Consider the following 20,491-nt stretch of genomic DNA (forward strand, 5'->3'; position numbering starts at 1 on the left):
ACGTATTTTTTTGCGCGCTGATCTGCCTTCATCATTGCTGATCCAACCGTGACCGCCGCTACCTTGAGGTAGTTTTATCGTTCTTTGTCAGGTTGCGGGGCGGACCCCGGAAAAGCACATCCACTTCAAAAAAATCTGTTAGCTGCGTCTCTGCCGTTTTGTTCTTGTTATGTCAGAGCCGGTACATGTTGTTTTTATTGGTTATCGCATTTTTGTTGTTGTTGTACCAAAGATATAGCAGGTGCCGTGCCAGTTTTTTAAAATCGTTTTAAATCAACGGGTTACGTTTTTTGGCATGATCAGGGTGACCGATTTTCCGAGGAATCGTTTCCGTGTTACCCGTTTTTTTGAATCAGGGTGTGAACGCGGTAACACCCGCGCCCACACCCTTGTGACAGATGTGTAGTCACTGCACCGTGCGGGCGCGTGCAACCCGCGAGCCGTTGGCGCGGCCCAGCACTGCGCTGATGCGTTGGCCGGCGGCAATCAGCCGGTCCAGGTCGATACCGGTCTCGATGCCCAGGCCCTGCAGCAGGTAAAGCACGTCCTCGGTAGCGACATTGCCGGTGGCACCCTTTGCATACGGGCAGCCGCCAAGGCCTGCCACCGAACTGTCGAACACCTGGATGCCCTCCAGCAAACTGGCATAGACGTTGGCCAGGGCCTGCCCGTAGGTATCATGGAAATGCCCGGCGAGCACTTCGCGCGGAACGTCTCTGGACACCACCTCGAACAGTCGGCGCGTGTCACCCGCCGTGCCTGCGCCAATAGTGTCGCCCAGCGACACTTCATAACAGCCCATGTCGAACAAGGCGCGCGCCACCGGGGTCACCTGCTCCGCGCGCACCTGGCCTTCATAGGGGCAACCCAGCACGCAGGACACGTAACCGCGTACTCGCACGCCCTGTGCACGGGCCTCATGCATGATCGGCTCGAAACGCTTGAGGCTCTCGCTGATCGAGCAATTGATGTTGCGCTGGGAGAAGGCCTCTGAGGCAGCGGCGAACACCGCCACCTCCTTGACTCCGGCGGCCAGTGCATCCTCGAAACCGCGCAGGTTGGGGGCCAGGGCTGCGTACGTCACGCCCGGGCGCTGCGCAATGCCAGCGAACACCTCTGCGGATCCGGCCATCTGCGGCACCCATCTGGGCGACACGAAACTGCCGACTTCGATATAGGACAGGCCTGCCTCGCTGAGGTCATCCACCAGCCGGACCTTGTCTGCGACGCTGATGGGCTGGGCTTCGTTCTGCAAGCCGTCGCGTGGACCTACTTCGACCAGACGGACTGTTTCAGGCAGTGACATGGCAGGGCTTCCTGTGGCGGTTCAACGGTTGTTGTTCTGGTTGTCCAGCGTGGCGGCCAGTGCCTGTTCGCAGCGCTCCTGGGCGGTGTCCAGTTCCAGCTGCATCTGCTGGATGTCGAGCAGTTGCTGCTCGAGCTGGACGCGGCGCTCGACGATCTTGGCGAGCATGCTGTGCAGTTGCTTGAGATTGCCGCTGCTGGGATCGTACAGCTCGATCAGCTCGCGGCACTCGGCCAGTGAAAAGCCGATGCGCTTGCCGCGCAGGATCAGCTTGAGGCTGACCTTGTCGCGTGCCGAGTAGATTCTCTCCAGTCCCCGGCGCTCCGGGGTCACCAGGCCCTGTTCTTCGTAGAACCGAATGGCGCGGGTGGTGATGTCGAGTTCGCGTGAAAGGTCGGAGATGCTGTAGGTCTGGCTGCTCATGCTCAGGCTCGAAGAAGTGATGAGGCTAAGCTACTGGCTGCTTGACGTATACGTCAAGCAGCGGTCTGCACGGTGGATCATTGCAGTTGCGCCATCCGCCGGTAGGCATTGGGCGTCGTCCCGGCAAGGCGGCGGAAAAAACGAGAGAAGTACGTAGGATCGCTAAACCCCAGGCTGTCGGACAAGTGGCTGATGCTCATGCTCGTATACACCAGGTTGCGCCGGGCTTCGAGCATCAGGCGCTGGTGCATCACTTGCAGTGCGGTTTGCCCGCTGAGCTGGCGGCACAGGCTGTTGAGCTGCAGGCTGGTGACCGCCAGGCGCACGGCAAAGTCTTCCACCGACAGGTGCTGCCGAAAATGCGTTTCGACCAGGCGCAGGAAGTGCCCGAACAGCTGCCGGTCGCGTTCGTCGCGTGTGCGCGCGAGGCTGCTCGACTGTTGCCGGCGACTGATCCAGACCATCAATGCGGTCACCAGCGATTGCAGCATCACGCCCCGCCCAGGCGCGCTGCCCTGATATTCGCTGTGGAGGGTATCGATCAACACGTCCAGTGCACGCCGTTCAGGGCCAAGCCGATAACAGGCGGCCGAAGCCAGAACCTGTAGCGGCGCGGCGAGACGGGCTTCGAGCTCGGCCACCAGGGCGGCGCCGAACGTCAGCACGTAGCCCTGAATGTCGTCGCTGAAATGAAAACCATGCACGGCCAACGGAGGCACCACCTGGATGGCGGCCTCGGTGATCTCGTTGCGCAATCCCTCGATTTCGACCTGTGCGTGTCCACGCTGCACATACAGCAGCTGGAACAGCTCAGCATGGCGGTGCGGCTTGATCGTCCACTGATGCAGCCGGCTGCGCGCAGGGATTGACTCGCAATGCAGCAGATCAGTGTCGGGCCAGGCCTGGTTTTCACCATAGAGCTGGAAGAGAGGAATGCCCGGGAGGCTCGGGTGCATGGGAGGTAGGCCGGTTCGTTAATCGAACACTTTTTGGAAAAGTGCAAATCTTGAGTGGGAAAACACACTTTTTCAGGCTTTGCAGCCAGTAAAAATGCAGGTGCAAACCCTATCAGCAGGTGCCGCGCATTGCCATTACGTGTCGGCATCCCCATGCGAGACAACAACAATGAAAACTCAGGTTGCTATCATCGGCGCCGGTCCTTCCGGGCTGCTCCTCGGCCAGCTGTTGCAAAATGCTGGTATCGACACGGTGATTGTCGAACGTCAGACCCCCGAGTACGTACTGGGCCGCATACGCGCCGGTGTGCTTGAACAGGGCACCGTCGAGCTTCTCCGCGAGGCCGGGGTGAGCGAGCGCATGGACGCGGAGGGGCTGGTCCATGAGGGTGTCGAATTGCTGGTCGCCGGCCAGCGCCTGCGGCTCGACCTCAAGGCGTTGACCGGCGGCAAGACGGTCATGGTCTACGGCCAGACCGAGGTCACTCGCGACCTCATGCAGGCACGCCAGGCCAGCGGCGCCGTGACGCTGTATGGCGCAACTGACGTGCGCCCGCACGACATGGACACCCAGCACCCATACGTCACATTCGAAAAGGATGGTCACTCCCAGCGCATCGATTGCGACTACATCGCCGGTTGCGATGGTTTTCATGGCGTCTCGCGCCAGAGCATCCCGGCCGAGCTGCTCAAGCAATACGAGCGCGTCTACCCCTTCGGCTGGCTCGGCGTGCTGGCCGATACGCCGCCCGTCAGCCATGAACTGATCTACGCGCATCACGACCGAGGCTTCGCGCTGTGCAGCCAGCGCTCGGCCACGCGTAGCCGCTATTACGTGCAGGTACCGACGGGCGAGCAGGTGCAGGACTGGTCTGACGAGCGTTTCTGGACCGAGCTCAGGGCGCGATTGCCACAGGATATTGCCCAAGGGCTGGTGACCGGGCCTTCGCTCGAAAAGAGCATTGCGCCGTTGCGCAGTCTGGTGATCGAGCCGATGCAGCATGGCCGCCTGTTCCTGCTCGGCGACGCTGCGCATATCGTGCCGCCGACGGGCGCCAAGGGCTTGAACCTTGCGGCTTCGGACGTCAACTACCTCTATCGGATCCTGCTCAAGGTCTACCGCGAGGGGCGGGTGGACCTGTTGGCCAGGTACTCGGAACTGGCGTTGCGCAGGGTCTGGAAAGGAGAGCGGTTCAGTTGGTTCATGACGAACTTGCTGCATGATTTTGGTGAGCATATGGATGGCTGGGATCAAAAGATGCAGGAGGCTGACCGCAAGTACTACCTTGAGTCGCGGGCCGGGTGGGTCAGCATCGCCGAGAACTATGTCGGGTTGCCCTTCGAGGTGGTTGAGTAACAGGGGACGCTTATGCTAGAACCGGCGCACCCATTCCACCCCTGAATACCGACATGGCCACTATCGCAAAACCAAATAGATCGTTGTTCGACCTTGATCTCCTCCGAGCGATCGTCGTCGTGGCCGATTGCGGCAGTTTCACCACTGCCGCGACCCGCCTGCACTCCACTCAGTCCACCGTCAGCCAGAAAGTCCGGCGCCTTGAGGACATGGTCGGCCATCGCCTGCTGCTGCGTGGCAACCGTGACGTCTTGCCGACCGACGCAGGCCAGACGCTGCTCGGCTACGCCCGCCACATGCTCGCGCTCAACGACCAGATGCTCGAGGCCCTGGCAGGCGCCATGGTGGGAGTCACGGTGCGTCTCGGCGTCCCGGAGGACTTTGTCGGTGGACGGACGACCAATGCCTTGTCGGCCTTCAGCCGTCAGCACCCGCAGGTCAAGCTCGAGGTCACCAGCGGCCTGTGCCGCGACCTGAGCCAGAGCTACGACAATGGCGAGCTGGACCTGGTGCTGCTGAAGCAGCGGCGCAACACCCGCGAAGGCGTGGCTTGCTGGCCTGAACAATTGCAGTGGATCGACAGCGCCAGGATCCCGGCCTTCGAGCTCGACCCTATCCCCCTGGTCACGTTCCCACCGCGCGGCCTGTATCGCGAAGACATGATCACAGCCATCGAAGGCATGGGCCGGCGCTGGCGGATCAGCTTCACCAGCTCGAGCCTGAGCGGTATCCAGGCCGCCGTGGCGGACGGCATGGGCATCAGCCTGCTGCCACCGCGGGCGGCTACCCGCGAGCATCGGGTATTGTCAAGCGAGCAGGGCCTGCCGGTGGTAGACAGCTACGAGATCGTGATCGTGCACCGGCCAACGGCCGACCTCATGGTCAAGGCGCTGGCCGACGTGCTGACGGGCCTGCAGAAGGCACATGAAATCCAGGGGTGACAGCCAGGGATCTCAACCTTGGCTCAACGCCTCCACCACCTGCTCGACACCGGCCTTGAGGCCGGCCAGGGAGTCTTGCGCTTCGCTGTCGACTACCACCAATCTGGCGCCGGAGGCTGCGATCACCTCGGCCACGGCAGCATCCGGCTGGCGGTGGTGCAGCACCAATGCCACATCCTGCTGCTTGAGGGTCTCGCTCAGGGTCTTCAGGGCTGCATCGTCCCATTTATCCTCGGGCGGCAGCGGTGAGTCGACCACGTCCAGGTTTAGTCCGCTTGCCAGGTAACCCAGGCGGTCGGAGAGATTCACCACGCTCAGGTTGTCAGCCTCGGCAAGGCGCGTTTCGCTGCTGGAAGCCAGCTCCAGCAACTGGCGCTTGATGCCTGAGAGGTTGGCCTGGATCCGGGCCTTGTCGGCCGGGGCCAGACGCTCCAGGTCGTTGGCCAGCACGTCGGCCATGCGCCCGAGGTTGGTTGGATTCATCCATGGATAGGCGGCGATGGCGTTTTCGCCCTGCACCGCGATGCCCGGCAGCGCACCATCCACCGGGCGCGCGGCGTCGATTTCGACAATGCGGATATTGCTGCGACGGGCCATGGGGTACAGCGGGTCGTCCTGCCAGATGGAACGCAGGCCGATCACGGCATCTGCCTGCACTGCGGCCTTTTGCAGGCTGGCGCCACCGCGTCCGCTGAAATACGAGGGCTGGCGCGTGGCTGGCAGGTTTGCGGGTGCGGCGCGCTTGAGCTGCACCGACGTACCGTCAAGCAGGGCGGTGGCCAGGCTGTGGGTTACCGGCAGCGTGGTCAGGACCAGCGGTGCATCGGCCCGCGCAATGGCGGTGGCTGGCGACGCCGCGACAGTCACCGCCGGCAGCCCGCAAAGGGCCAAGGCAAGGGTCAGGTGTTTCAGGCGCAGGGTCATGCCGGGTTTCCTTGCAGGCGTGGAACGAGGGCGCGGGCCAGCGCCGCGAGCGCGAAGCAGCAGCCCGATACCAGGATGATCGCGGCGCCGGACGGCACCGGCAGGTCGAAGACGATGGGCATGAGGATGCCAAGCAGGGTGCTGAGTGTCGCGATCAGTACGGATACCCAGAAAAACCCCTTGAGCGACTGGCTGACCAGGCGCGCGGCCGCCGCCGGGATGACGAGCAGCGCGCCCACCAGGATCGCGCCGATGACCTTGACCGCTGCCACGGTCACCAGAGTCACCAGCACGACGAACAGGTAGTCCAGGGTCTTCACGGCGACGCCGCGCACCGCCGCCAGCTGCGGGTTGAAGCTGGCCAGTATGATGCGGTTGTACAGCGGCAGCGCCAGGCCGAGGACCATCAGCGCGACGATGCCCAGCACCAGCAGGTCCTGGGCGCTGACGGTCAATACCGAGCCGAACAGCACGTTCTCGAGGATGTGCACGTTGATCTTGCCCGCCAGCATCAGCAGCAGGCTTGCACCGAGCGCCAGCGACACGGAGAGAAACACGCCGATCAGTGTGTCGGGCGACAACCCGGTACGGTTGCGCAGGAAGTTGAGCAGAATGCCGAACAGCAGGCAGTAGCCGAACAGGCTGCCGTAGGGGCCTGTGTAGGGCTCGCCCAGCAGGATACCAATGGCCACGCCGGTCAGTGCGGCATGACCCACGGCCTCGGAGAAGAAGGCGAATCGCTTGACCACCACCAGGGTACCAAGGCCGCCGAGCACCGGGCCGATCATCAGGCCCGCGAGCAGGGCATTGACCACGAACCCGTAGGCCAGGGCCTCGGGCAGGTAGCCGGCGCTGGCCCATTCCTGGATCAACAGGCGGAATGCTTCGTAAGTCATCAGGCCAGGCTCTCGCTGCGGGGATGGATGGAGAACAGCCCTAGCAGGCGTTCCGGAGTCAGTGCCTGGGCAGGCGGGGCATCGAAGAGCACTCTGCGGCTCAGGCCGGTGACCCGGTCGGCCAGGCGCAGGACCGCTTCGAGGTCGTGTTCGATCCACAATACCGTGGTCCCGGCTTGACGCCAGGCAAGCAGCAACTGTTCGAACACCTGGGCACCGGCTTCGTCCAGCGCCGACATCGGCTCATCCAGCACCAGCAACTGCGGCGCTGGAATCAGGCCCTGGGCCAGCAGCACGCGCTGGCGCTCGCCGCCCGACAGCGCACCCATGCGGCGCTTGCGCTTGTCGAGCATGCCTACCCGTGCCAGCGCTGCGTCGATGGCTGGGGTCACACGCCGGGACAGGCCGAGAAACGCTGGGCGCTTCTGGCACATTGCGGCCATGAAATCATCCACGGTCATCGGCAGGCCACGGTCGAATTCCAGCGCCTGGGGCACATAGCCGATTACCTGGCCGTCACCCGGCCAATGCAAGGTCAACTGGCCCTGATGCGGCATCTGCCCAAGCAAGGTCTTGATCAACGAACTCTTGCCGCCGCCGTTGGGCCCGACGATGGCATGCACACTACCTGAGGCGACACCGAAGGTGACCTGTTCGAGGATGCGCGTGCGCCCCAGTGTCAGGTCGATCCCCGCGAACTCGATGCGCGGCCCGCACGCTACGGCAAGATTGGCTGCTGCGGTCATGCGCGCGACTCCTGGATGGCCTTGACCACGGTGTCGAGGTTACGCTTCATTTCCACTTCGTACTTTTCCCTGGTGTATTCGCCGTAGGAAATGTGGGTCAGGGGATAGATCTTCACGCCCGACTCGCGCTGGATGGTGTCGACATAGGCAGACGGGAAGTCCATTTCCGAGAAGATCACTTTCACATCCAGCGACTTGAGCTGGTCGATGGTTTTCTTCAGTTGAGCAGGACTGGGCTCGATGCCGTGGGCAGGTTCCACTACCGCGGTGACTTCGAGGCCGAACTCACGCACCAGGTAGTCATAGGCTGCATGGATGGTTGCCACGCGAAACTCCGCGCCCGGTGCTTCGGTGACCTTGGCCAGCGCTTCGGCGCGCAGCGCACGCAGGCGCTTGGCATAGGCGCGGGCGTTCTGGGTGTAGTAGCGGGCGTTTTCCGGGTCGATCTTGCCCAGTTCACGGGCAATGTTGTTGATCTGCGCGATGCTGGCGCTGATGGACAGGAAGGTATGCGGGTTGACCACCTTGCCGGCGCCCCGTGCGGCGATGCCGGTGGCCGCCAGCAACGGCACATTGGCGTTTGACTCGATGGTCTTGATGCCGGGTTTTTCGCTGGCAGCGATCATGCGGTCGGCAAAGTCGTCATGGCCGACGCCGTTGAGCACGATGACATCCAGCGTGCCGATGCGCTTGATGTCCTCGGCGCGGGGTTCGTAGGCATGGGGATTGAAGCCTGCGGGAATCAGCGGCACCACTTCGGCCTTGTCGCCGACAATATTGCTCACATAGCTGTAGTAAGGATGCAGGGTGATGCCAATGCGCAGTGGCTTGCCGCCATCGGCCAGGGCCAGGACGGGCAGGGCGCCAGCAACCAGCAGGCAGAGAACACGGCGGGCGAGGGTGGAGCGAAACATGGGGCGTCCTTGTATCAGTGACGGTGTTGGCGGGTGACCCCGGCGTCATAGTGAGTAGCGATCTGCTGCCAGCCGGCGGTGATCAGTGAGTCGGCGTCCAGGGCCGTGGGCAGTGCGCTGACGCTTTTGCGGCGCAGCCAGACATCGGCCTGCCCATCGCTCGCCTGCGGCACGATCAGCAGGAAACTGCCGGCAACCTGGCTGTCGGCGCTCTGGCCCAGGTAGGCTCCCACGTCGAGCCACTGCCATTGATGGCTTCCGCGGCTGGCGCTGCTGGCGTCCACGACGAAGGGTGGAAAGCCTTCGTCGGCCAGGGCTTGGACGCTTGGCGTCAGGGCGCTTTCCTCGCGCTGCATCTGGATCTCGTCGAAGGCCACGCGCAGATCGGTGTAGATGCCCTGTTCGGCGGCATTGAGATCACGGCGGGCATCGAGCTGATGGGAGGCGATCGCCACCTCGTCCACGCGCTCGCCGCGCAGCGACACTACGGTCGCGGCCAGCAACACGATCACCAGGCTCGTCAGCAGCACGTAGAACGTTTCATGCCCGGCACCGGCCGGGCGTACCACCTGAGCGCGGCTCATGGCTCACCAATGTCGGCGTGGTCGACTTCGACCACATGGCCAGGGCCCGCGTCGAACAGCACGTAGAACTCGCCGTCCGGGCGCTTGAACGTCATGCTCGAGTCAGTCCCAAGCTTGCCCGGCACCAGGACCTGCTCGTCGTAGCCGATCACGTCGAGGGTCACGCCCGCGGCGCCGCTGCCGTCGGAGAAACCGCCGGTGCACTTGACCTGGTCGGTACCGATCGCCTCGCATTCGCACATCGGGTTATGGGCAAATGCGGGGCCTGCGGCCAGCAACAGCAGCGGCATGGTCAACTTGCGCAGGATGTATTTCATTTCTTGCCTCCTTGGGTCTCGAGCCAGGCGATGGTTGCCGGCGAAGCCTTGGCCAGTGGTACCGAAGCCTGGTGCATGCTGCCGTCCCAGCCTTCGATGGTGATCCAGATGTCGGCATCTGGCCGGGTGCGCGGCGGTACGGGAAGCGAGGTGACCATGCGATAGGGCGTGCCGAAGAAGATGGTGCCCGCGGCGCGCAGGCTGCGGGGCTTGCCAATACGCAGGTAGATGGCCTTGACTCCCGTGTCACAGGTCTTGCAAAGGGCCGCGTTGAAGGTCTTGAAATAGCCCGCCGGACCATCGGCGCGAGGGGCCTGGTCGCGCAGTTCGGCGAGGTCAAGGCTCCAGGGTCCGACCTGGATGTCGTGAACCACCGTGGCCCCAAGGCCCGCTTCGCCGCGGAACATCCGCGCATCGGCAAAATACTTGGGCATGAACCCCAGCGGGACGAGCAGCAGCAGGATGTTGATGTGGAAGCGCCATTTGAGCCAGAACTGCTTGAGCGGGCTGGCGGACAGGGCTTGGGCCTGGCTCATGGCTGGACCTCCGTGACGGGCTGGGGCTGGGGCTGGCGCTGACGCGGCTGGCGTTCACTGCGCTTGAGCGCAGCGGCGGTGGCCTGGGCGGTGCGTCTGGTCCAGATGAGCAGGCCGCTGAGCACCATCAGTGTCAGGATCAGGCCGAAGAAGGCCCAGATCAGCTTGATCGCGAGGCCGCCGAAGTCACCGGTATGCAGCGGGCGCATCGATTCGGTGACGAACTCCAGGGCCGAGCGGTCGCCCAGCAGGAACTGGCTGTCGACCTTGCTGGTGTAGGGATTGACGCTGGCGCTCTGGAACATCAGCGGGTACCAGCCCCGTCCGCTCAGGCTCACATGGCTGTAGGCAGTGGAGGGCATGAAGATGAAGCTCACGTCCAGGCCGGGGATTTGCGCCTGGGCGAGGCTCACGGCCTTATCAAGACCGATGCGCGGCGCCGGCGAGCCGTCGGCACTCTGCGGCACTTGCTCGCGGGCGATCACGGGTACCACCGGTTCAGTGGAGATCGTGATGTGGTTGTCAGCCAGAATGGCCTGGATCAGGAACCACAGGCCGGTGATCGAGATCACCGCGATGAACCAGATCGACCACACCCCCGCCAGCCGGTGGACGTCCCCCCAGAAAATCCGCGAACCATGGCCCATGCGCACCGGTTTGAAAAAGCCTTTCCAGAATTTCTTGTAGACCACCAGCCCCGTGACCAATGAGGCCAGCATCGGCAGGCCGAGCAGCGACACCAGGTACCAGCCCCAGCTGTAGCCGCTGGTGAACGGCACCAGCCACCAGCCATGGAGGGCGCGGGTAAACGCCTCGAAGTTGAAGTCCGGACTCTTGCCCTGGATCACACCCGTGTAAGGGTTTACGTACAAGGTCGGGGACGTACCGTCGGGCAGCGTCACGGCGACGTTCAGGGCAAAGTGCGAACCGTCCGGCTGGCTGAGGGACCGCACCGCCACGTCGGGCTGGGCCGTGTGCACCGCGTCGAGCACCTGCTGGAAACTCAGCCGCTCGGCGTCGCCACTGGGCTTGGTCGCGCGCACGTCAGGGTTGGCCAGCCAGACGATTTCCTGGCTGACGACCGCCAGCATGCCGGTAAAGCACACGATGAGGACAAAGAACCAGATCGGCAGGGCGAGCCAGCTGTGCACCAGGAACCATAGCCTGGATTTGGACTTTTTCGTTTGTTGGGCCATGGGACTGTCTTGGTTGGAAGAATTGAGGTCAAGGACAAGCTCAACCTGGAGGCTGCACTAGTAAAGACGAATGAGAATCCAAATCCTGCCAATTTAAATGAAAGCAAATGTTTCATAAGCGCCAAAACCCGGCCAGCACCGGGTGGATGCAGGTCGGGTTCGGGTGGCGGGAAGCCCCTGGCTTGCTGTCAGGCGCGGGCGAACGCAGCCTTCACTGGCGCCGGGCTCTGGTGCTGGGCCAGGTCGTGATAGAGCGCTTGGCCGATCTCCGCCGCACGTACGGGAAGGACCGAGAGTAGCGTATCGCTCAGCCCGTGGGAGGCCTCGCAGAATCCTTGCAGGTAGACCGAGGCCTGCAGCTCGGGGCTTGCGAGCACCCGGTAGTTCCGGTCCACGCTGAAGTCGTCCAGATATCCCTGCAAGGGCGCGAGCAGGTCACGGTGCGAGCGCCGCTCGTAGCCGGTGGCCAGGATCACGGCATCGTAGCGATGGGTCTGGTGCTGCCCGGTGGCCAGGTCGCGCAGGGTCATCTCGATGCCTTGCGCGGTCGACACGACTGTCTCGACCTGGCGTCGGCACAGCACATTGTGTCGATACTGGTGAGCGACCTTCTGGCGATAGAGGATCCCGTAGATGCGCTCGATCAGGTCGACATCGACCACCGAATAGTTGGTGTTGTGATACTCCTGGACCAGCTTGCTGCGCTCGCCCACTGGCTGGTTGAAGACCAGGTCGGTGTACTCGGGCGTGAAGATCTCGTTGACGAACGGGCTGTCATCGGCAGGCTTCAAGGCTGATGCGCGCAGGACCATGTCGACCTTGACCGATGGGTAGCTGTCGTTGAGGTCGATGAACGCCTCGGCGGCGCTTTGCCCTGAGCCGATCACGGCAATACGCATCGGCTTGCCCTGGGCGCAGGGCAGTTTCGCCAGGCTGCACAGGTATTGGGAGTGATGGAATACCCGCGGGTCGTCTCGGAGCGTGCTGAATACTTCGGGGATCTTCGGCGTCCCGCCGCTGCCCACGACCACCGAACGGGTGCGCCGGCTGAGTTCGCGGCCTTGGCTATCGCGCGACACCAGGCGCAGGTGCTCGACCTTGCCGTTGCGCACTTCAGGCTCTATGCGCACCACTTCCTCGCCGTACACGGCCTGGGTTGCGAAATGCTCGGCAGCCCAGCGCAAGTAGTCGTTGTACTCCAGGCGGCAGGGATAGAAAGTGCCCAGGTTGATGAAGTCGGCCAGACGCTGTTTCTGGTGCAGGTAATTGACGAAGCTGTAGGGGCTGGTGGGGTTGCGCAACGACACCAGGTCCTTGAGAAACGAGATCTGCAGTTCGCTCTGGGTGGCCAGCGTATTGCCGTGCCAGCGGTAGTCGCTCTGCTTGTCGATGAACAGGGCCTCAAGCGCGCGGCCATGGGTTTCGGCCAGCTCCTCCAGGGCGATGGCCAAGGCCAGGTTGGACGGGCCGAAACCCACGCCGATCAGGTCATTGATAGTTTCCGGGTTGTGCGTCTGGCTCATGGATGCGGTTCCGTGGGTAATCAAGGCTGGGCCGCAGCGGCTGCGGGCTCCTGTGCAAGTACATCCATAGAACGAGACGGCACTGGCTGAATTTACCGGCTACCGGCTGCGCCGGTCCTGGGCTGGCAAGGAGTGCCATATCGCTAAAGAATCGCCGCTGACGGCCGATACAGCGGTCTAAAGGACCGGTTGAGGAAGGAAAAACCCATGGTAGGCATCAACAGCGTGACCATCAGCAGCCCACCTGGCATTACCGCCAAGCCTGCTGAGACTGCCACAGTGAGTGAAGAAACCAAGCCGGGCGCTGTCACCGCCGATGTCGCGGGCATACGCGCAGGAGGCGCGGCAGGCAGTGCGGCAGGTAGTACCGAAGAGAGCAGCGAATCGGACCAGATCACCCAGCTGCGCGAGACGATCAAGCAGCTCCAGAAGCAACTGGCCGAAGAGCAGAAGCAACTGGCGCAGCTGGCGGCCAGCAACCTGGACGAAACGGCCAGGCAGTCCGCAGCTGCCGCCAGGCAGGCCAGCATTGCCACGCTCAATGGAGAGATTCAGTCGGCGACTGCCCAGTTGCTCGAAGCCCTGACCGAGACCGGCGGCAGCAGTGCAGGCGGTCTCGTCAACACCCAGGCCTGATGGAGCAGGTTGGCCGTCCGCGCAAGCGAGCGGCCAGGGTGTCAGTCGGCAGCCAGGCTGCGGGTACGCCGCTCGGCCTTGTATTGCATGGCCACCCCAGGCGCCGGCTTGGCGCTGCCGGTTTCCAGCCATTGGCGCATGCGGCTGGCGTCGGCGAAGTGGGTGTACTTGCCAAAGGCATCGAGGATCACCATGGCAACCGGGCGGTTGTCCATGCGGGTCAGCAATACCAGGCAATGGCCGGCTTCATTGGTGAAGCCGGTCTTGGTCAGCTTGATATCCCAGTTGCTCTTGTTGACCAGATGGTCGGTATTGCGGAAGCCCAGGGTGTAGTTGGGCTTGCGGAAGGCCACGGTCTTTTCGCGCGTGGTGCTCAACTGGCTCAGCATGGGATAGTTGCGCGCAGCCAGCAGCAGCTTGGCCAGATCGCGGGCGGTCGAAACGTTCAGCGTCGACAGGCCGGTCGGCTCGACATACCGGGTATGCTTCATTCCCAGGCTGCGCGCCTTGGCGTTCATTGCCTTGATGAAGGCGCCGTAGCCGCCCGGATAGTGATTGGCAAGGCTGTTGGCTGCGCGGTTTTCCGAGGACATCAGGGTGATCAGCAAGGTCTCGCGGCGGTCTAGCTGGCTGCCCAGGCGAACCCGTGAATACACGCCTTTCATCTCCGGATTGCCCGCGATGGTCATGGTGAGCATCTCGTCCATCGGTTGTCTGGCGTCCAGCACGACCATCGCGGTCATCAGCTTGGTCACCGACGCGATAGGCACCACTCGGTCGGCGTGGCTGGCGTAGAGCTCTTTATTGGTAGCCAGGTCGATGAGCAAGGCGCTACCGGAGGCAAGGTGCAACTTGGATGGATCGCGTTGAACCTTTGCCTGGGGTTCTGCAGCAGCGGTCGACGGTAGGGCAGCGGTTCCTGTGAGCAACAGCAGCAGGCTGAGTATGGACAGGGAAGTTTTCACGTTGAGGCTCACTAAATGTTGGTATGTCGTTGGCTGTGCAAGGGTTTCCCCCAAAAAACCGCTGCATGATGGAGTATGGCTCAAGCCCTGTCGATTGCCCTGTGAACAAAGGGCACCGTGTGAATTAAATTTAATCCTGTACCCAATCAGTACCTATTGGACGTGCCTGGAGCTTGCCGAGTTCGGACCAATCGCTGCAGGGTCGGATCACATCGGCCACTGCGAGCACTCCATTGGAATCCCCGTTCGTCTCTTGTGCCGCACTCCCTGCGCCGCATTCTCCTCATATGTTCAGGCACGGATATCCCGCGCTCCCGAACGGAGGTCACTCAGCATGGAAATTGATGAAAATGCCCCGGGCAACATATCCCAGAAAGGGGAAGGCGGCACCACCGATAACGAATCAGGCCATGATCCCAAGCATGAGGGTGTAGAACAGCCTTTAGCCAAGGACGATGATGCACCTGTCGATGAAGAGATGGCGGATGTGGACGCCAACAACTCTGTATCAGGCGAACATCCTCATCCCTGATTCCTCTCTGTTATCGACGCCATGAAAAAGCCCGCCAATTGGCGGGCAAGGGAGCAATGCAAAGCAGCGAGGTCAGGCAAGCAAGGTGGCGGCCAGGGCCTCTGCGGCGGAGAGTGAAGGCAGCGGGCCGCTGACGGGTTCGCCATTGCGAACCAAGTACCAGCAGGCCAGCAGTCCCTGCTCTCGCAGTTGCGCAGGTACGGCACTGCCGATAACGGACATGATGTTGATAGCGGCCATGAGTGATTCTCCTCTGAAACATGGACCCACCTTACGCAGCAGCCGATGTGGTGTGAAATCGACAGCTTCAATAGTGTTCATCGGTTTAATCAACTGTAAGGCTGGCCAGCGTGATGCACCGTGGCGTCCCGGGTGTGGGCCGCCATACAGTGGACCCTCGTTCGGACATGTGGATTTGACCGTAAAAAGCGTCAAGTGAGTGGATAGGCTGGGTAAAGGTTATGTAAGGGGTAATAAGCGGCTATCCCGGCAACTCAGGCATACTTGCCCCTGAATCTTGCGAAGGAGTCGAGCATGTCAGTGGCACCGAGTAGAGACACCGTCCTGTGTATTTCCCTGGCTGGGCGTCCCGGTACATTCGGGGTGCGCTTCCATAACCATCTTTATGAACAGCTGGGCCTGGACTACTACTACAAGGCTATGACCACTCGGGACCTGCCCGCCGCAGTGGGCGGGATCCGTGCGCTGGGTATTCGCGGGTGCGGGGTCTCGATGCCGTTCAAGGAGGCCTGCATGGCCTTGGTCGACGAGATCGACCCGTCGGCCGCCGCCATCGAATCGGTCAATACCCTGGTCAATACCGGCGGCCATCTCAAGGCATACAACACCGATTATCTCGCCGTGCGCCAGCTGATCGCCCAGCATCAAGTGGATCCCGGAACCGCCTTCGCCTTGCGCGGCAGTGGCGGAATGGCCAAGGCGGTCGCCAGCGCCTTGCGTGATTCAGGATTTGGCCAGGGGCTGATCATTGCCCGCAACGAACAAGCCGGCCGGCAGCTGGCGGACCTGTGCGGCTACCGCTGGCAGGCTGATCTGGGCGACTTGTGTCCGCCAATGCTGATCAACGTGACGCCGATCGGCATGGCGGGGGGAGCAGAGGCTGAGCACCTGGCGTTTTCAGAAACGGCGATCACCGTCGCTGAGCGGGTGATGGATGTGGTGGCGATGCCGGTGCAGACACCGCTGATCCGGTGCGCGCAGTCCTTGGGCAAACCGGTGATTACCGGGCTGGAAGTGATTGCCGTGCAGGCTCTCGAGCAGTTCGTGCTTTATACCGGCATTCGGCCCTCTACCGAGCAGATAGCGGCGGCGGTCGCTTACGCACGGGGGTAAGGCTCGCAGCATGCGCGCACACTGCGAGCACCGTGCAGCGGCTATTTGCCCAGTTGCTGGTCGATGAGCCAGCGTCCATGGGCGAGGGACGCATGCTGGGCATTTTCCAGGTCGGTAAAATGGGATCTGTCGAGGGGCAAGGGCTGTCGCTTGCTGACCTGGCCTTCAGGGTCGGTGATCAGGCAGCCGCCCGAGAAGGGCATCGGCGACCCAGGATGGGTCACGATATTGGCTGTGATGGTGTGCTTGCGGTATTCACAGTGAAGGGTTTGCATCGTCCGTACCTCGCTGTGGCATGAAAGCTGTTACTTCCATATACCACAGCGAGCGACAGCAAGTTCCCGGCCCGACGAGCGCGCCGGGCCGGGCGGTACGTCAGAATTCGGTCGGCTGGATGATCTCGACCCAGTAGTCGTCGGGATCCTTGACGAAGGCGATGTGCTTCATGCGACCGTCCGTCAGGCGTTTCTGGAAGTTTACCCCCAGTGCCTCGAAACGCTCGCACGCCGCACGGATGTCCGGCACCGAAATACAGATATGGCCGAACCCGCGTGGATCAGTATTGCCGTTGTGGTAGGCAAACTCAGCGTCGTTCTCTGTGCCGTGGTTGTGCGTCAGCTCGAGAATGCCCGGGATCGACTTCATCCACTGGGTGCGCGCTGCGTCGTCGGCAGGGATCTGTGCCTGGTCGACCAGGGCGAGGAAATACAGGCTGAACTCCGCTTCCGGGAAGTCGCGCTTTTCGACCAGGCTGAAGCCCAGGACGCGCGTGTAGAAGTCGAGCGACGTGGTGATGTCCTTGACCCGCAACATGGTGTGGTTGAAAACGAAGTTGGCGGTTGCGGCATCCGGCTGCGCGGTGACGCCAGGCAGGGCTTGAAGATTTTGCAGGCTCATGGGCACTCCAGAAACAGGGGCCGGCGCCCACGGCGCCAGCGGGGTGACAGGCGGACCATGATACGGAACTGAACCGATTGCGCAAATAAAAACGCCCTGCAGGAGCAGGGCGTTTGAATTAGAAGCCCGCCGAAGCGGGCCAGATGGGGCGCTAATCCTTTAGCTGGTTTGATCTTCTACCAGTCGATGTGAAAAAAGCGTGAAGTTCATGTTCATTATTCATTGGCGTAACCAACTGTCGACGGTGCCAGCTCCATATTCCTGTTTCCATGCTTTGAGTCCCCTGTGATTACCGCCCTTGGTTTCGATCCGTTCACCGGTGTGCGGGTTCTCGTAGACTTTGACGACGCGCGCCCGACGCTGTTTCGGCGCGCTGGCCGGCTTGCGCGACACGGCCTTGGGATCAAGGATGGCAATAATCTCGCGCAAACCCTTGTCGTAGGTTTTCATCAGTCCAAGCAGTTTCTGCTCAAATTCGATTTCGCGCTTGAGGCCGGTATCCTTTTTCAACACCTCCAGTTGCGCCATCTGCTCTTGAAGGGCTTTTTCGGCAGCACGAAACTCTGCAAGTCTGGACACTTTCATCACTCCTGTAAGTGCTAAGTGGCGCGCGGCTGGGAACACGGTGGACGGAATTACTGCGGCCACAGGGTGGATACGGCGGATTGCTGAAAGTAAGTGTAGTTGCCGTTACAGTGCCGGTAAACAATAAACTCAACGCCCTCCTGGCGGAACTTATGGCCGTCTGGGCAATTACTTTGGAAGCAGGTCGCAGACACCCTCAGGGACCTTTAGACCATGGTCCAATGGCCCGCCGCAGAGGCGCTGCGCGATAATCGCACGGCCTCGCCAGGCGTTTGCCTGGTGCCTGCGCAGTCACGGTGCCACGGTACCGATTTGTTTAGTGCCCCTTCTTTTTCGGATGTATTCATGTTTTCCCCTTTCCCCCTGGCAACCGGCCGCAGTCTTGCCGGTCTGCTTGCGATGAGTAGCGCCTTCTCCGTTCACGCCGCTGGTTTCGTTGAAGACAGCAGTGCCAAGCTCGAAACACGAAATGTCTATTTCAACCGAGACTTCCGAGACGGTAATAGCAGTTCAAGCCAAGGCGCTTCCAAGCGAGAAGAGTGGGCGCAGGGTTTCATACTGAATGTTCAATCTGGCTACACCCAAGGCCCGGTAGGTTTTGGTATCGACGCACTGGGTATGCTCGGACTTAAACTGGACTCCAGTCCTGCGGACAGCAATAGCGGGTTGCTGCCATCTTCCGGCCATGACCCCCGTCGATCAGTCGACCAATACGCAAAGCTAGGCGTGGCTGCCAAGATGCGTATATCGCGAACAGTTATAAAATACGGCGCCATGATGCCGGATGTACCGTTGCTCAAATACAACGACGGGCGCTTGCTTCCCACCATGTTCCATGGGGCGATGCTGACGTCCGAGGAAATCAAGGATTGGAAGTTCAGCCTGGCGCGCCTGGATAAATACACCGCCCGGGACTCGACTGACAGCCAGGACATTCGTGTTCATTGCAAGAACAAGCGCTACGCATGTGACACCACTGCCGATCACTTTGACCTGGGCGGATTCGACTACCGCTTCAACGAGCGCCTGAGCGCCCAGTATCAGGTATCCAAGCTGGAAAACATCTATCGCCAGCACTTCCTGGGCCTGGTGGCCAGCCAGCCTCTGCCTGTCGGCAGTCTCTCGGCCGACTTGCGCCTCATCAAGAGTGACGACATCGGCAATGCCCGCGCGGGCGAAATCGACCATCGCGCCTTCAGCGGCATGTTCGGCTACAGCCTCGGGGGCCACAAGCTCAGCGCCGGCTGGCAGCGCATGTACGGCGAAAGCGCCATGCCATACCTGGATGGCACCAACCCGTATCTGGTCAACTATGCCCAGGTCAACGACTTCGCCGCCGCCCAGGAGCGTTCCTGGCAGGTGAGGTACGATTACGACTTCAAAGGGCTCGGTGTCCCGGGATTGACATTCTTCACCCGCTACATCAACGGTGATCACATCAAGGTTCCGGGCAGCGATGCCGAAGGCAAGGAATGGGAGCGAGATTCCGAACTGCGTTATCAAGTGCAGGGCGGCAGCTTCAAGGACGTGAGTGTACGGCTTCGCAACTCGACCTATCGCAGCAACTATGAAAAATGGGCGCGTGACATGGACGAGACGCGTGTGATTGTCAGCTACAACTTCTCGGTGTTGTAAGCCGTAGACGGCCCTGCCGCGCTATCCTCAACACCATTATTGCTGGCCAGGCGGATCCCTACGGAGGCAAGCGTGAGACAGCTGCTGCTTATTGGCATAGGACCGGGCGACCCTCGCCAGATCACCTATCAGGCGGTGGATGCACTCCAGCGTGCGACGGTATTCTTTCTACTCGACAAAGGCGTGGACAAAGACGAGCTGATTGGCCTGCGCAAGTCTATTCTCGAGCGCTATGTCGTGTCGGACAGGTACCGTCTGGTACAGGTAGAGGATCCCCAGCGTGAAGCTGTCGGCGGTGATTATGTCGGCTCGGTGCAGGATTGGCACCGTCGGCGCGCCGCCCTGTATGCCCGTCTGCTGCAAGACGAACTGCAGCCTCAGGACATAGGCGCCTTTCTGATATGGGGTGAGCCTGGGCTTTACGACAGCACCTTGCGCATTCTTGATCTGGTCCGGGAGAGCGGCATGGACTTGAGTCTTGAAGTGATTCCCGGCATCAGCAGCGTGCAGGCCCTTGCGGCACGGCATCAGATCGCGCTCAACCGTATTGGCGAGCCGCTGACCGTGCTTCCCGGCCGTCAGCTGTCCGAGCAGTCACGGATCGACAATGTGGTGGTGATGCTCGACGGGCAATGCGCCTTTGCCCGTCTAGAGGATCCCGATCTGCTGATCTACTGGGGCGCCTACCTCGGCACGCAGGACGAGATCCTGGTCGCCGGGCCTCTTCACGCTGTCAGGAATCAGATCCTCGAACTGCGCAGGACGGCCCGCGAGCGCAAGGGCTGGATCATGGATACCTATCTGCTGCGACGCCCGGTGTAGTCATGCCCGATGCTTGTCGAGAATGCTTTCGACCTTCTCCCGCAGCTGGTCGATGCTGAACGGCTTGCCGATCGAGTACATCCCCTCGGACACATTGACGTTCTCGGCATAGCCACTGGCAAACAGGATAGGCAAGCGCGGGCGCAACTTGCGGGCTTCAGCCGCGAGCTGGTCGCCGGGCATATCGGGAAGCCCTACGTCGGTCATCATCAGGTCCAGTGCGATGGACGGGTCCTTGAGGATCTCCAGTGCGGCGCCAGCATCCGCCGCTTCGCTGGCCGTATGGCCCAATTCGTCGAGCACTTCGACCATCAGCATACGGACGATGTCGTCGTCTTCGACTACCAGAAGGTGCATGTTTCGGGTCCTGTTCAGGGATTGATTTCTACTCTGTGGGCAAAGGCCGGATGAAAGTTCCCTGCCGCCCACCTACAGGATAACGATCTG

General features: G+C 61.7%; 25 protein-coding genes. 7 read left to right on the forward strand and 18 right to left on the reverse strand.

What is annotated here, in order from left to right; translation table 11 throughout:
• Positions 1-406: 406 nt before the first annotated feature.
• From AC0ZZU_RS17975 to AC0ZZU_RS17985, 3 genes are all read right to left on the reverse strand, one after another.
• Positions 407-1,306 (reverse strand): hydroxymethylglutaryl-CoA lyase, encoded by a 900-nt coding sequence (locus AC0ZZU_RS17975; RefSeq protein WP_476342488.1) that lies wholly within the window; start codon positions 1,304-1,306, stop codon positions 407-409.
• 21 nt (positions 1,307-1,327) lie between these two features.
• Entirely contained in the window at positions 1,328-1,729 is a 402-nt protein-coding gene (locus tag AC0ZZU_RS17980; protein WP_476342489.1) for a MerR family transcriptional regulator, read from the reverse strand.
• A 77-nt stretch (positions 1,730-1,806) separates the two neighbouring features.
• A complete protein-coding gene (locus tag AC0ZZU_RS17985) occupies positions 1,807-2,685 on the reverse strand; it encodes a helix-turn-helix domain-containing protein (protein WP_476342490.1) in 879 nt (292 codons plus the stop codon).
• A 169-nt stretch (positions 2,686-2,854) separates the two neighbouring features.
• Between AC0ZZU_RS17985 and pobA the strand changes: the two genes are divergently transcribed.
• Both pobA and AC0ZZU_RS17995 read left to right on the forward strand, forming a co-directional pair.
• On the forward strand, positions 2,855-4,042 hold the full coding sequence (gene pobA / locus AC0ZZU_RS17990) for a 4-hydroxybenzoate 3-monooxygenase (RefSeq protein WP_476342491.1): 1,188 nt from the start codon (positions 2,855-2,857) through the stop codon (positions 4,040-4,042).
• Positions 4,043-4,095: 53 nt separating this feature from the next.
• Entirely contained in the window at positions 4,096-4,983 is an 888-nt protein-coding gene (locus AC0ZZU_RS17995; protein ID WP_476342492.1) for a LysR family transcriptional regulator, read from the forward strand.
• 12 nt (positions 4,984-4,995) lie between these two features.
• Here AC0ZZU_RS17995 and AC0ZZU_RS18000 read toward each other — a convergent pair whose 3' ends face one another.
• From AC0ZZU_RS18000 to AC0ZZU_RS18040, 9 genes are all read right to left on the reverse strand, one after another.
• Positions 4,996-5,901 carry a metal ABC transporter substrate-binding protein gene (locus AC0ZZU_RS18000; RefSeq protein WP_476342590.1) on the reverse strand — a complete coding sequence of 302 codons (906 nt, stop codon included), beginning with the start codon at positions 5,899-5,901 and terminating at the stop codon, positions 4,996-4,998.
• A 2-nt stretch (positions 5,902-5,903) separates the two neighbouring features.
• On the reverse strand, positions 5,904-6,803 hold the full coding sequence (locus AC0ZZU_RS18005) for a metal ABC transporter permease (RefSeq protein WP_158458263.1): 900 nt from the start codon (positions 6,801-6,803) through the stop codon (positions 5,904-5,906).
• Positions 6,803-7,549, reverse strand: a complete 747-nt coding sequence (locus tag AC0ZZU_RS18010) for a metal ABC transporter ATP-binding protein (RefSeq protein WP_476342493.1) — start codon at positions 7,547-7,549, stop codon at positions 6,803-6,805. Before AC0ZZU_RS18010 ends, AC0ZZU_RS18005 begins: the two co-directional genes overlap by 1 nt.
• Positions 7,546-8,463, reverse strand: coding sequence for a metal ABC transporter substrate-binding protein (locus AC0ZZU_RS18015; protein WP_476342494.1), 918 nt, complete (start codon positions 8,461-8,463; stop codon positions 7,546-7,548). The genes AC0ZZU_RS18010 and AC0ZZU_RS18015 overlap by 4 nt, the downstream gene beginning before the upstream one ends.
• A 14-nt stretch (positions 8,464-8,477) precedes the next feature.
• Positions 8,478-9,047: a DUF6162 family protein gene (locus AC0ZZU_RS18020; RefSeq protein ID WP_476342495.1), complete on the reverse strand. Its 570-nt coding sequence runs from the start codon at positions 9,045-9,047 to the stop codon at positions 8,478-8,480.
• Entirely contained in the window at positions 9,044-9,364 is a 321-nt protein-coding gene (locus tag AC0ZZU_RS18025) for a hypothetical protein (RefSeq protein WP_476342496.1), read from the reverse strand. The genes AC0ZZU_RS18020 and AC0ZZU_RS18025 overlap by 4 nt, the downstream gene beginning before the upstream one ends.
• Positions 9,361-9,900 carry a thiamine pyrophosphate-binding protein gene (locus AC0ZZU_RS18030; protein ID WP_476342497.1) on the reverse strand — a complete coding sequence of 180 codons (540 nt, stop codon included), beginning with the start codon at positions 9,898-9,900 and terminating at the stop codon, positions 9,361-9,363. Before AC0ZZU_RS18030 ends, AC0ZZU_RS18025 begins: the two co-directional genes overlap by 4 nt.
• The gene (locus tag AC0ZZU_RS18035; RefSeq protein ID WP_476342498.1) at positions 9,897-11,096 is read right to left on the reverse strand and encodes a PepSY-associated TM helix domain-containing protein; all 1,200 of its coding nucleotides are present in this window, start codon (positions 11,094-11,096) and stop codon (positions 9,897-9,899) included. The genes AC0ZZU_RS18030 and AC0ZZU_RS18035 overlap by 4 nt, the downstream gene beginning before the upstream one ends.
• A 188-nt stretch (positions 11,097-11,284) precedes the next feature.
• On the reverse strand, positions 11,285-12,619 hold the full coding sequence (locus AC0ZZU_RS18040) for a lysine N(6)-hydroxylase/L-ornithine N(5)-oxygenase family protein (RefSeq protein WP_476342499.1): 1,335 nt from the start codon (positions 12,617-12,619) through the stop codon (positions 11,285-11,287).
• Positions 12,620-12,826: 207 nt separating this feature from the next.
• Here AC0ZZU_RS18040 and AC0ZZU_RS18045 point away from each other — a divergent pair, with 207 nt between their 5' ends.
• Positions 12,827-13,255 (forward strand): hypothetical protein, encoded by a 429-nt coding sequence (locus tag AC0ZZU_RS18045; protein WP_476342500.1) that lies wholly within the window; start codon positions 12,827-12,829, stop codon positions 13,253-13,255.
• 41 nt (positions 13,256-13,296) lie between these two features.
• Here AC0ZZU_RS18045 and pbpG read toward each other — a convergent pair whose 3' ends face one another.
• Positions 13,297-14,220 carry a D-alanyl-D-alanine endopeptidase gene (pbpG, locus tag AC0ZZU_RS18050; protein WP_476342501.1) on the reverse strand — a complete coding sequence of 308 codons (924 nt, stop codon included), beginning with the start codon at positions 14,218-14,220 and terminating at the stop codon, positions 13,297-13,299.
• A gap of 334 nt (positions 14,221-14,554) precedes the next feature.
• Here pbpG and AC0ZZU_RS18055 point away from each other — a divergent pair, with 334 nt between their 5' ends.
• Positions 14,555-14,752 (forward strand): hypothetical protein, encoded by a 198-nt coding sequence (locus AC0ZZU_RS18055; RefSeq protein ID WP_476342502.1) that lies wholly within the window; start codon positions 14,555-14,557, stop codon positions 14,750-14,752.
• A gap of 72 nt (positions 14,753-14,824) precedes the next feature.
• Here the strand turns inward: AC0ZZU_RS18055 and AC0ZZU_RS18060 are convergent, their stop codons facing one another.
• The gene (locus tag AC0ZZU_RS18060; protein ID WP_191622512.1) at positions 14,825-14,992 is read right to left on the reverse strand and encodes a hypothetical protein; all 168 of its coding nucleotides are present in this window, start codon (positions 14,990-14,992) and stop codon (positions 14,825-14,827) included.
• Positions 14,993-15,286: 294 nt separating this feature from the next.
• On the opposite strand from AC0ZZU_RS18060, the gene AC0ZZU_RS18065 reads away from it, so the two are divergent.
• Positions 15,287-16,105, forward strand: a complete 819-nt coding sequence (locus tag AC0ZZU_RS18065) for a shikimate 5-dehydrogenase (protein WP_476342503.1) — start codon at positions 15,287-15,289, stop codon at positions 16,103-16,105.
• 41 nt (positions 16,106-16,146) lie between these two features.
• Here the strand turns inward: AC0ZZU_RS18065 and AC0ZZU_RS18070 are convergent, their stop codons facing one another.
• From AC0ZZU_RS18070 to AC0ZZU_RS18080, 3 genes are all read right to left on the reverse strand, one after another.
• A complete protein-coding gene (locus AC0ZZU_RS18070; RefSeq protein WP_476342505.1) occupies positions 16,147-16,380 on the reverse strand; it encodes a hypothetical protein in 234 nt (77 codons plus the stop codon).
• Between the two features lie 100 nt (positions 16,381-16,480).
• Positions 16,481-17,002: a lactoylglutathione lyase gene (gloA, locus tag AC0ZZU_RS18075; protein WP_476342506.1), complete on the reverse strand. Its 522-nt coding sequence runs from the start codon at positions 17,000-17,002 to the stop codon at positions 16,481-16,483.
• Between the two features lie 219 nt (positions 17,003-17,221).
• Entirely contained in the window at positions 17,222-17,581 is a 360-nt protein-coding gene (locus tag AC0ZZU_RS18080) for a histone-like nucleoid-structuring protein, MvaT/MvaU family (RefSeq protein WP_476342507.1), read from the reverse strand.
• 351 nt (positions 17,582-17,932) lie between these two features.
• Here AC0ZZU_RS18080 and AC0ZZU_RS18085 point away from each other — a divergent pair, with 351 nt between their 5' ends.
• Together AC0ZZU_RS18085 and cobF are read left to right on the forward strand one after the other, a co-directional pair.
• Positions 17,933-19,222 carry an OprD family porin gene (locus tag AC0ZZU_RS18085; protein ID WP_476342592.1) on the forward strand — a complete coding sequence of 430 codons (1,290 nt, stop codon included), beginning with the start codon at positions 17,933-17,935 and terminating at the stop codon, positions 19,220-19,222.
• A gap of 72 nt (positions 19,223-19,294) precedes the next feature.
• Entirely contained in the window at positions 19,295-20,044 is a 750-nt protein-coding gene (cobF, locus tag AC0ZZU_RS18090; protein WP_476342508.1) for a precorrin-6A synthase (deacetylating), read from the forward strand.
• Here the strand turns inward: cobF and AC0ZZU_RS18095 are convergent, their stop codons facing one another.
• Positions 20,045-20,401 carry a response regulator gene (locus tag AC0ZZU_RS18095; RefSeq protein WP_476342509.1) on the reverse strand — a complete coding sequence of 119 codons (357 nt, stop codon included), beginning with the start codon at positions 20,399-20,401 and terminating at the stop codon, positions 20,045-20,047.
• Positions 20,402-20,491: the final 90 nt, after the last annotated feature.

The sequence above is a fragment of the Pseudomonas sp. JE3303 genome (assembly GCF_056312565.1).

Coding starts and splice junctions, on each gene's coding strand:
- AC0ZZU_RS17975 (WP_476342488.1), bottom strand. CDS start 1,306: ATGTCACTGCCTGAAACAGTCCGTCTGGTCGAAGTAGGTCCACGCGAC.
- AC0ZZU_RS17980 (WP_476342489.1), bottom strand. CDS start 1,729: ATGAGCAGCCAGACCTACAGCATCTCCGACCTTTCACGCGAACTCGAC.
- AC0ZZU_RS17985 (WP_476342490.1), bottom strand. CDS start 2,685: ATGCACCCGAGCCTCCCGGGCATTCCTCTCTTCCAGCTCTATGGTGAA.
- pobA (WP_476342491.1), top strand. CDS start 2,855: ATGAAAACTCAGGTTGCTATCATCGGCGCCGGTCCTTCCGGGCTGCTC.
- AC0ZZU_RS17995 (WP_476342492.1), top strand. CDS start 4,096: ATGGCCACTATCGCAAAACCAAATAGATCGTTGTTCGACCTTGATCTC.
- AC0ZZU_RS18005 (WP_158458263.1), bottom strand. CDS start 6,803: ATGACTTACGAAGCATTCCGCCTGTTGATCCAGGAATGGGCCAGCGCC.
- AC0ZZU_RS18010 (WP_476342493.1), bottom strand. CDS start 7,549: ATGACCGCAGCAGCCAATCTTGCCGTAGCGTGCGGGCCGCGCATCGAG.
- AC0ZZU_RS18015 (WP_476342494.1), bottom strand. CDS start 8,463: ATGTTTCGCTCCACCCTCGCCCGCCGTGTTCTCTGCCTGCTGGTTGCT.
- AC0ZZU_RS18020 (WP_476342495.1), bottom strand. CDS start 9,047: ATGAGCCGCGCTCAGGTGGTACGCCCGGCCGGTGCCGGGCATGAAACG.
- AC0ZZU_RS18025 (WP_476342496.1), bottom strand. CDS start 9,364: ATGAAATACATCCTGCGCAAGTTGACCATGCCGCTGCTGTTGCTGGCC.
- AC0ZZU_RS18030 (WP_476342497.1), bottom strand. CDS start 9,900: ATGAGCCAGGCCCAAGCCCTGTCCGCCAGCCCGCTCAAGCAGTTCTGG.
- AC0ZZU_RS18035 (WP_476342498.1), bottom strand. CDS start 11,096: ATGGCCCAACAAACGAAAAAGTCCAAATCCAGGCTATGGTTCCTGGTG.
- AC0ZZU_RS18040 (WP_476342499.1), bottom strand. CDS start 12,619: ATGAGCCAGACGCACAACCCGGAAACTATCAATGACCTGATCGGCGTG.
- AC0ZZU_RS18045 (WP_476342500.1), top strand. CDS start 12,827: ATGGTAGGCATCAACAGCGTGACCATCAGCAGCCCACCTGGCATTACC.
- AC0ZZU_RS18055 (WP_476342502.1), top strand. CDS start 14,555: ATGGAAATTGATGAAAATGCCCCGGGCAACATATCCCAGAAAGGGGAA.
- AC0ZZU_RS18060 (WP_191622512.1), bottom strand. CDS start 14,992: ATGGCCGCTATCAACATCATGTCCGTTATCGGCAGTGCCGTACCTGCG.
- AC0ZZU_RS18065 (WP_476342503.1), top strand. CDS start 15,287: ATGTCAGTGGCACCGAGTAGAGACACCGTCCTGTGTATTTCCCTGGCT.
- AC0ZZU_RS18070 (WP_476342505.1), bottom strand. CDS start 16,380: ATGCAAACCCTTCACTGTGAATACCGCAAGCACACCATCACAGCCAAT.
- gloA (WP_476342506.1), bottom strand. CDS start 17,002: ATGAGCCTGCAAAATCTTCAAGCCCTGCCTGGCGTCACCGCGCAGCCG.
- AC0ZZU_RS18085 (WP_476342592.1), top strand. CDS start 17,933: ATGTTTTCCCCTTTCCCCCTGGCAACCGGCCGCAGTCTTGCCGGTCTG.
- AC0ZZU_RS18095 (WP_476342509.1), bottom strand. CDS start 20,401: ATGCACCTTCTGGTAGTCGAAGACGACGACATCGTCCGTATGCTGATG.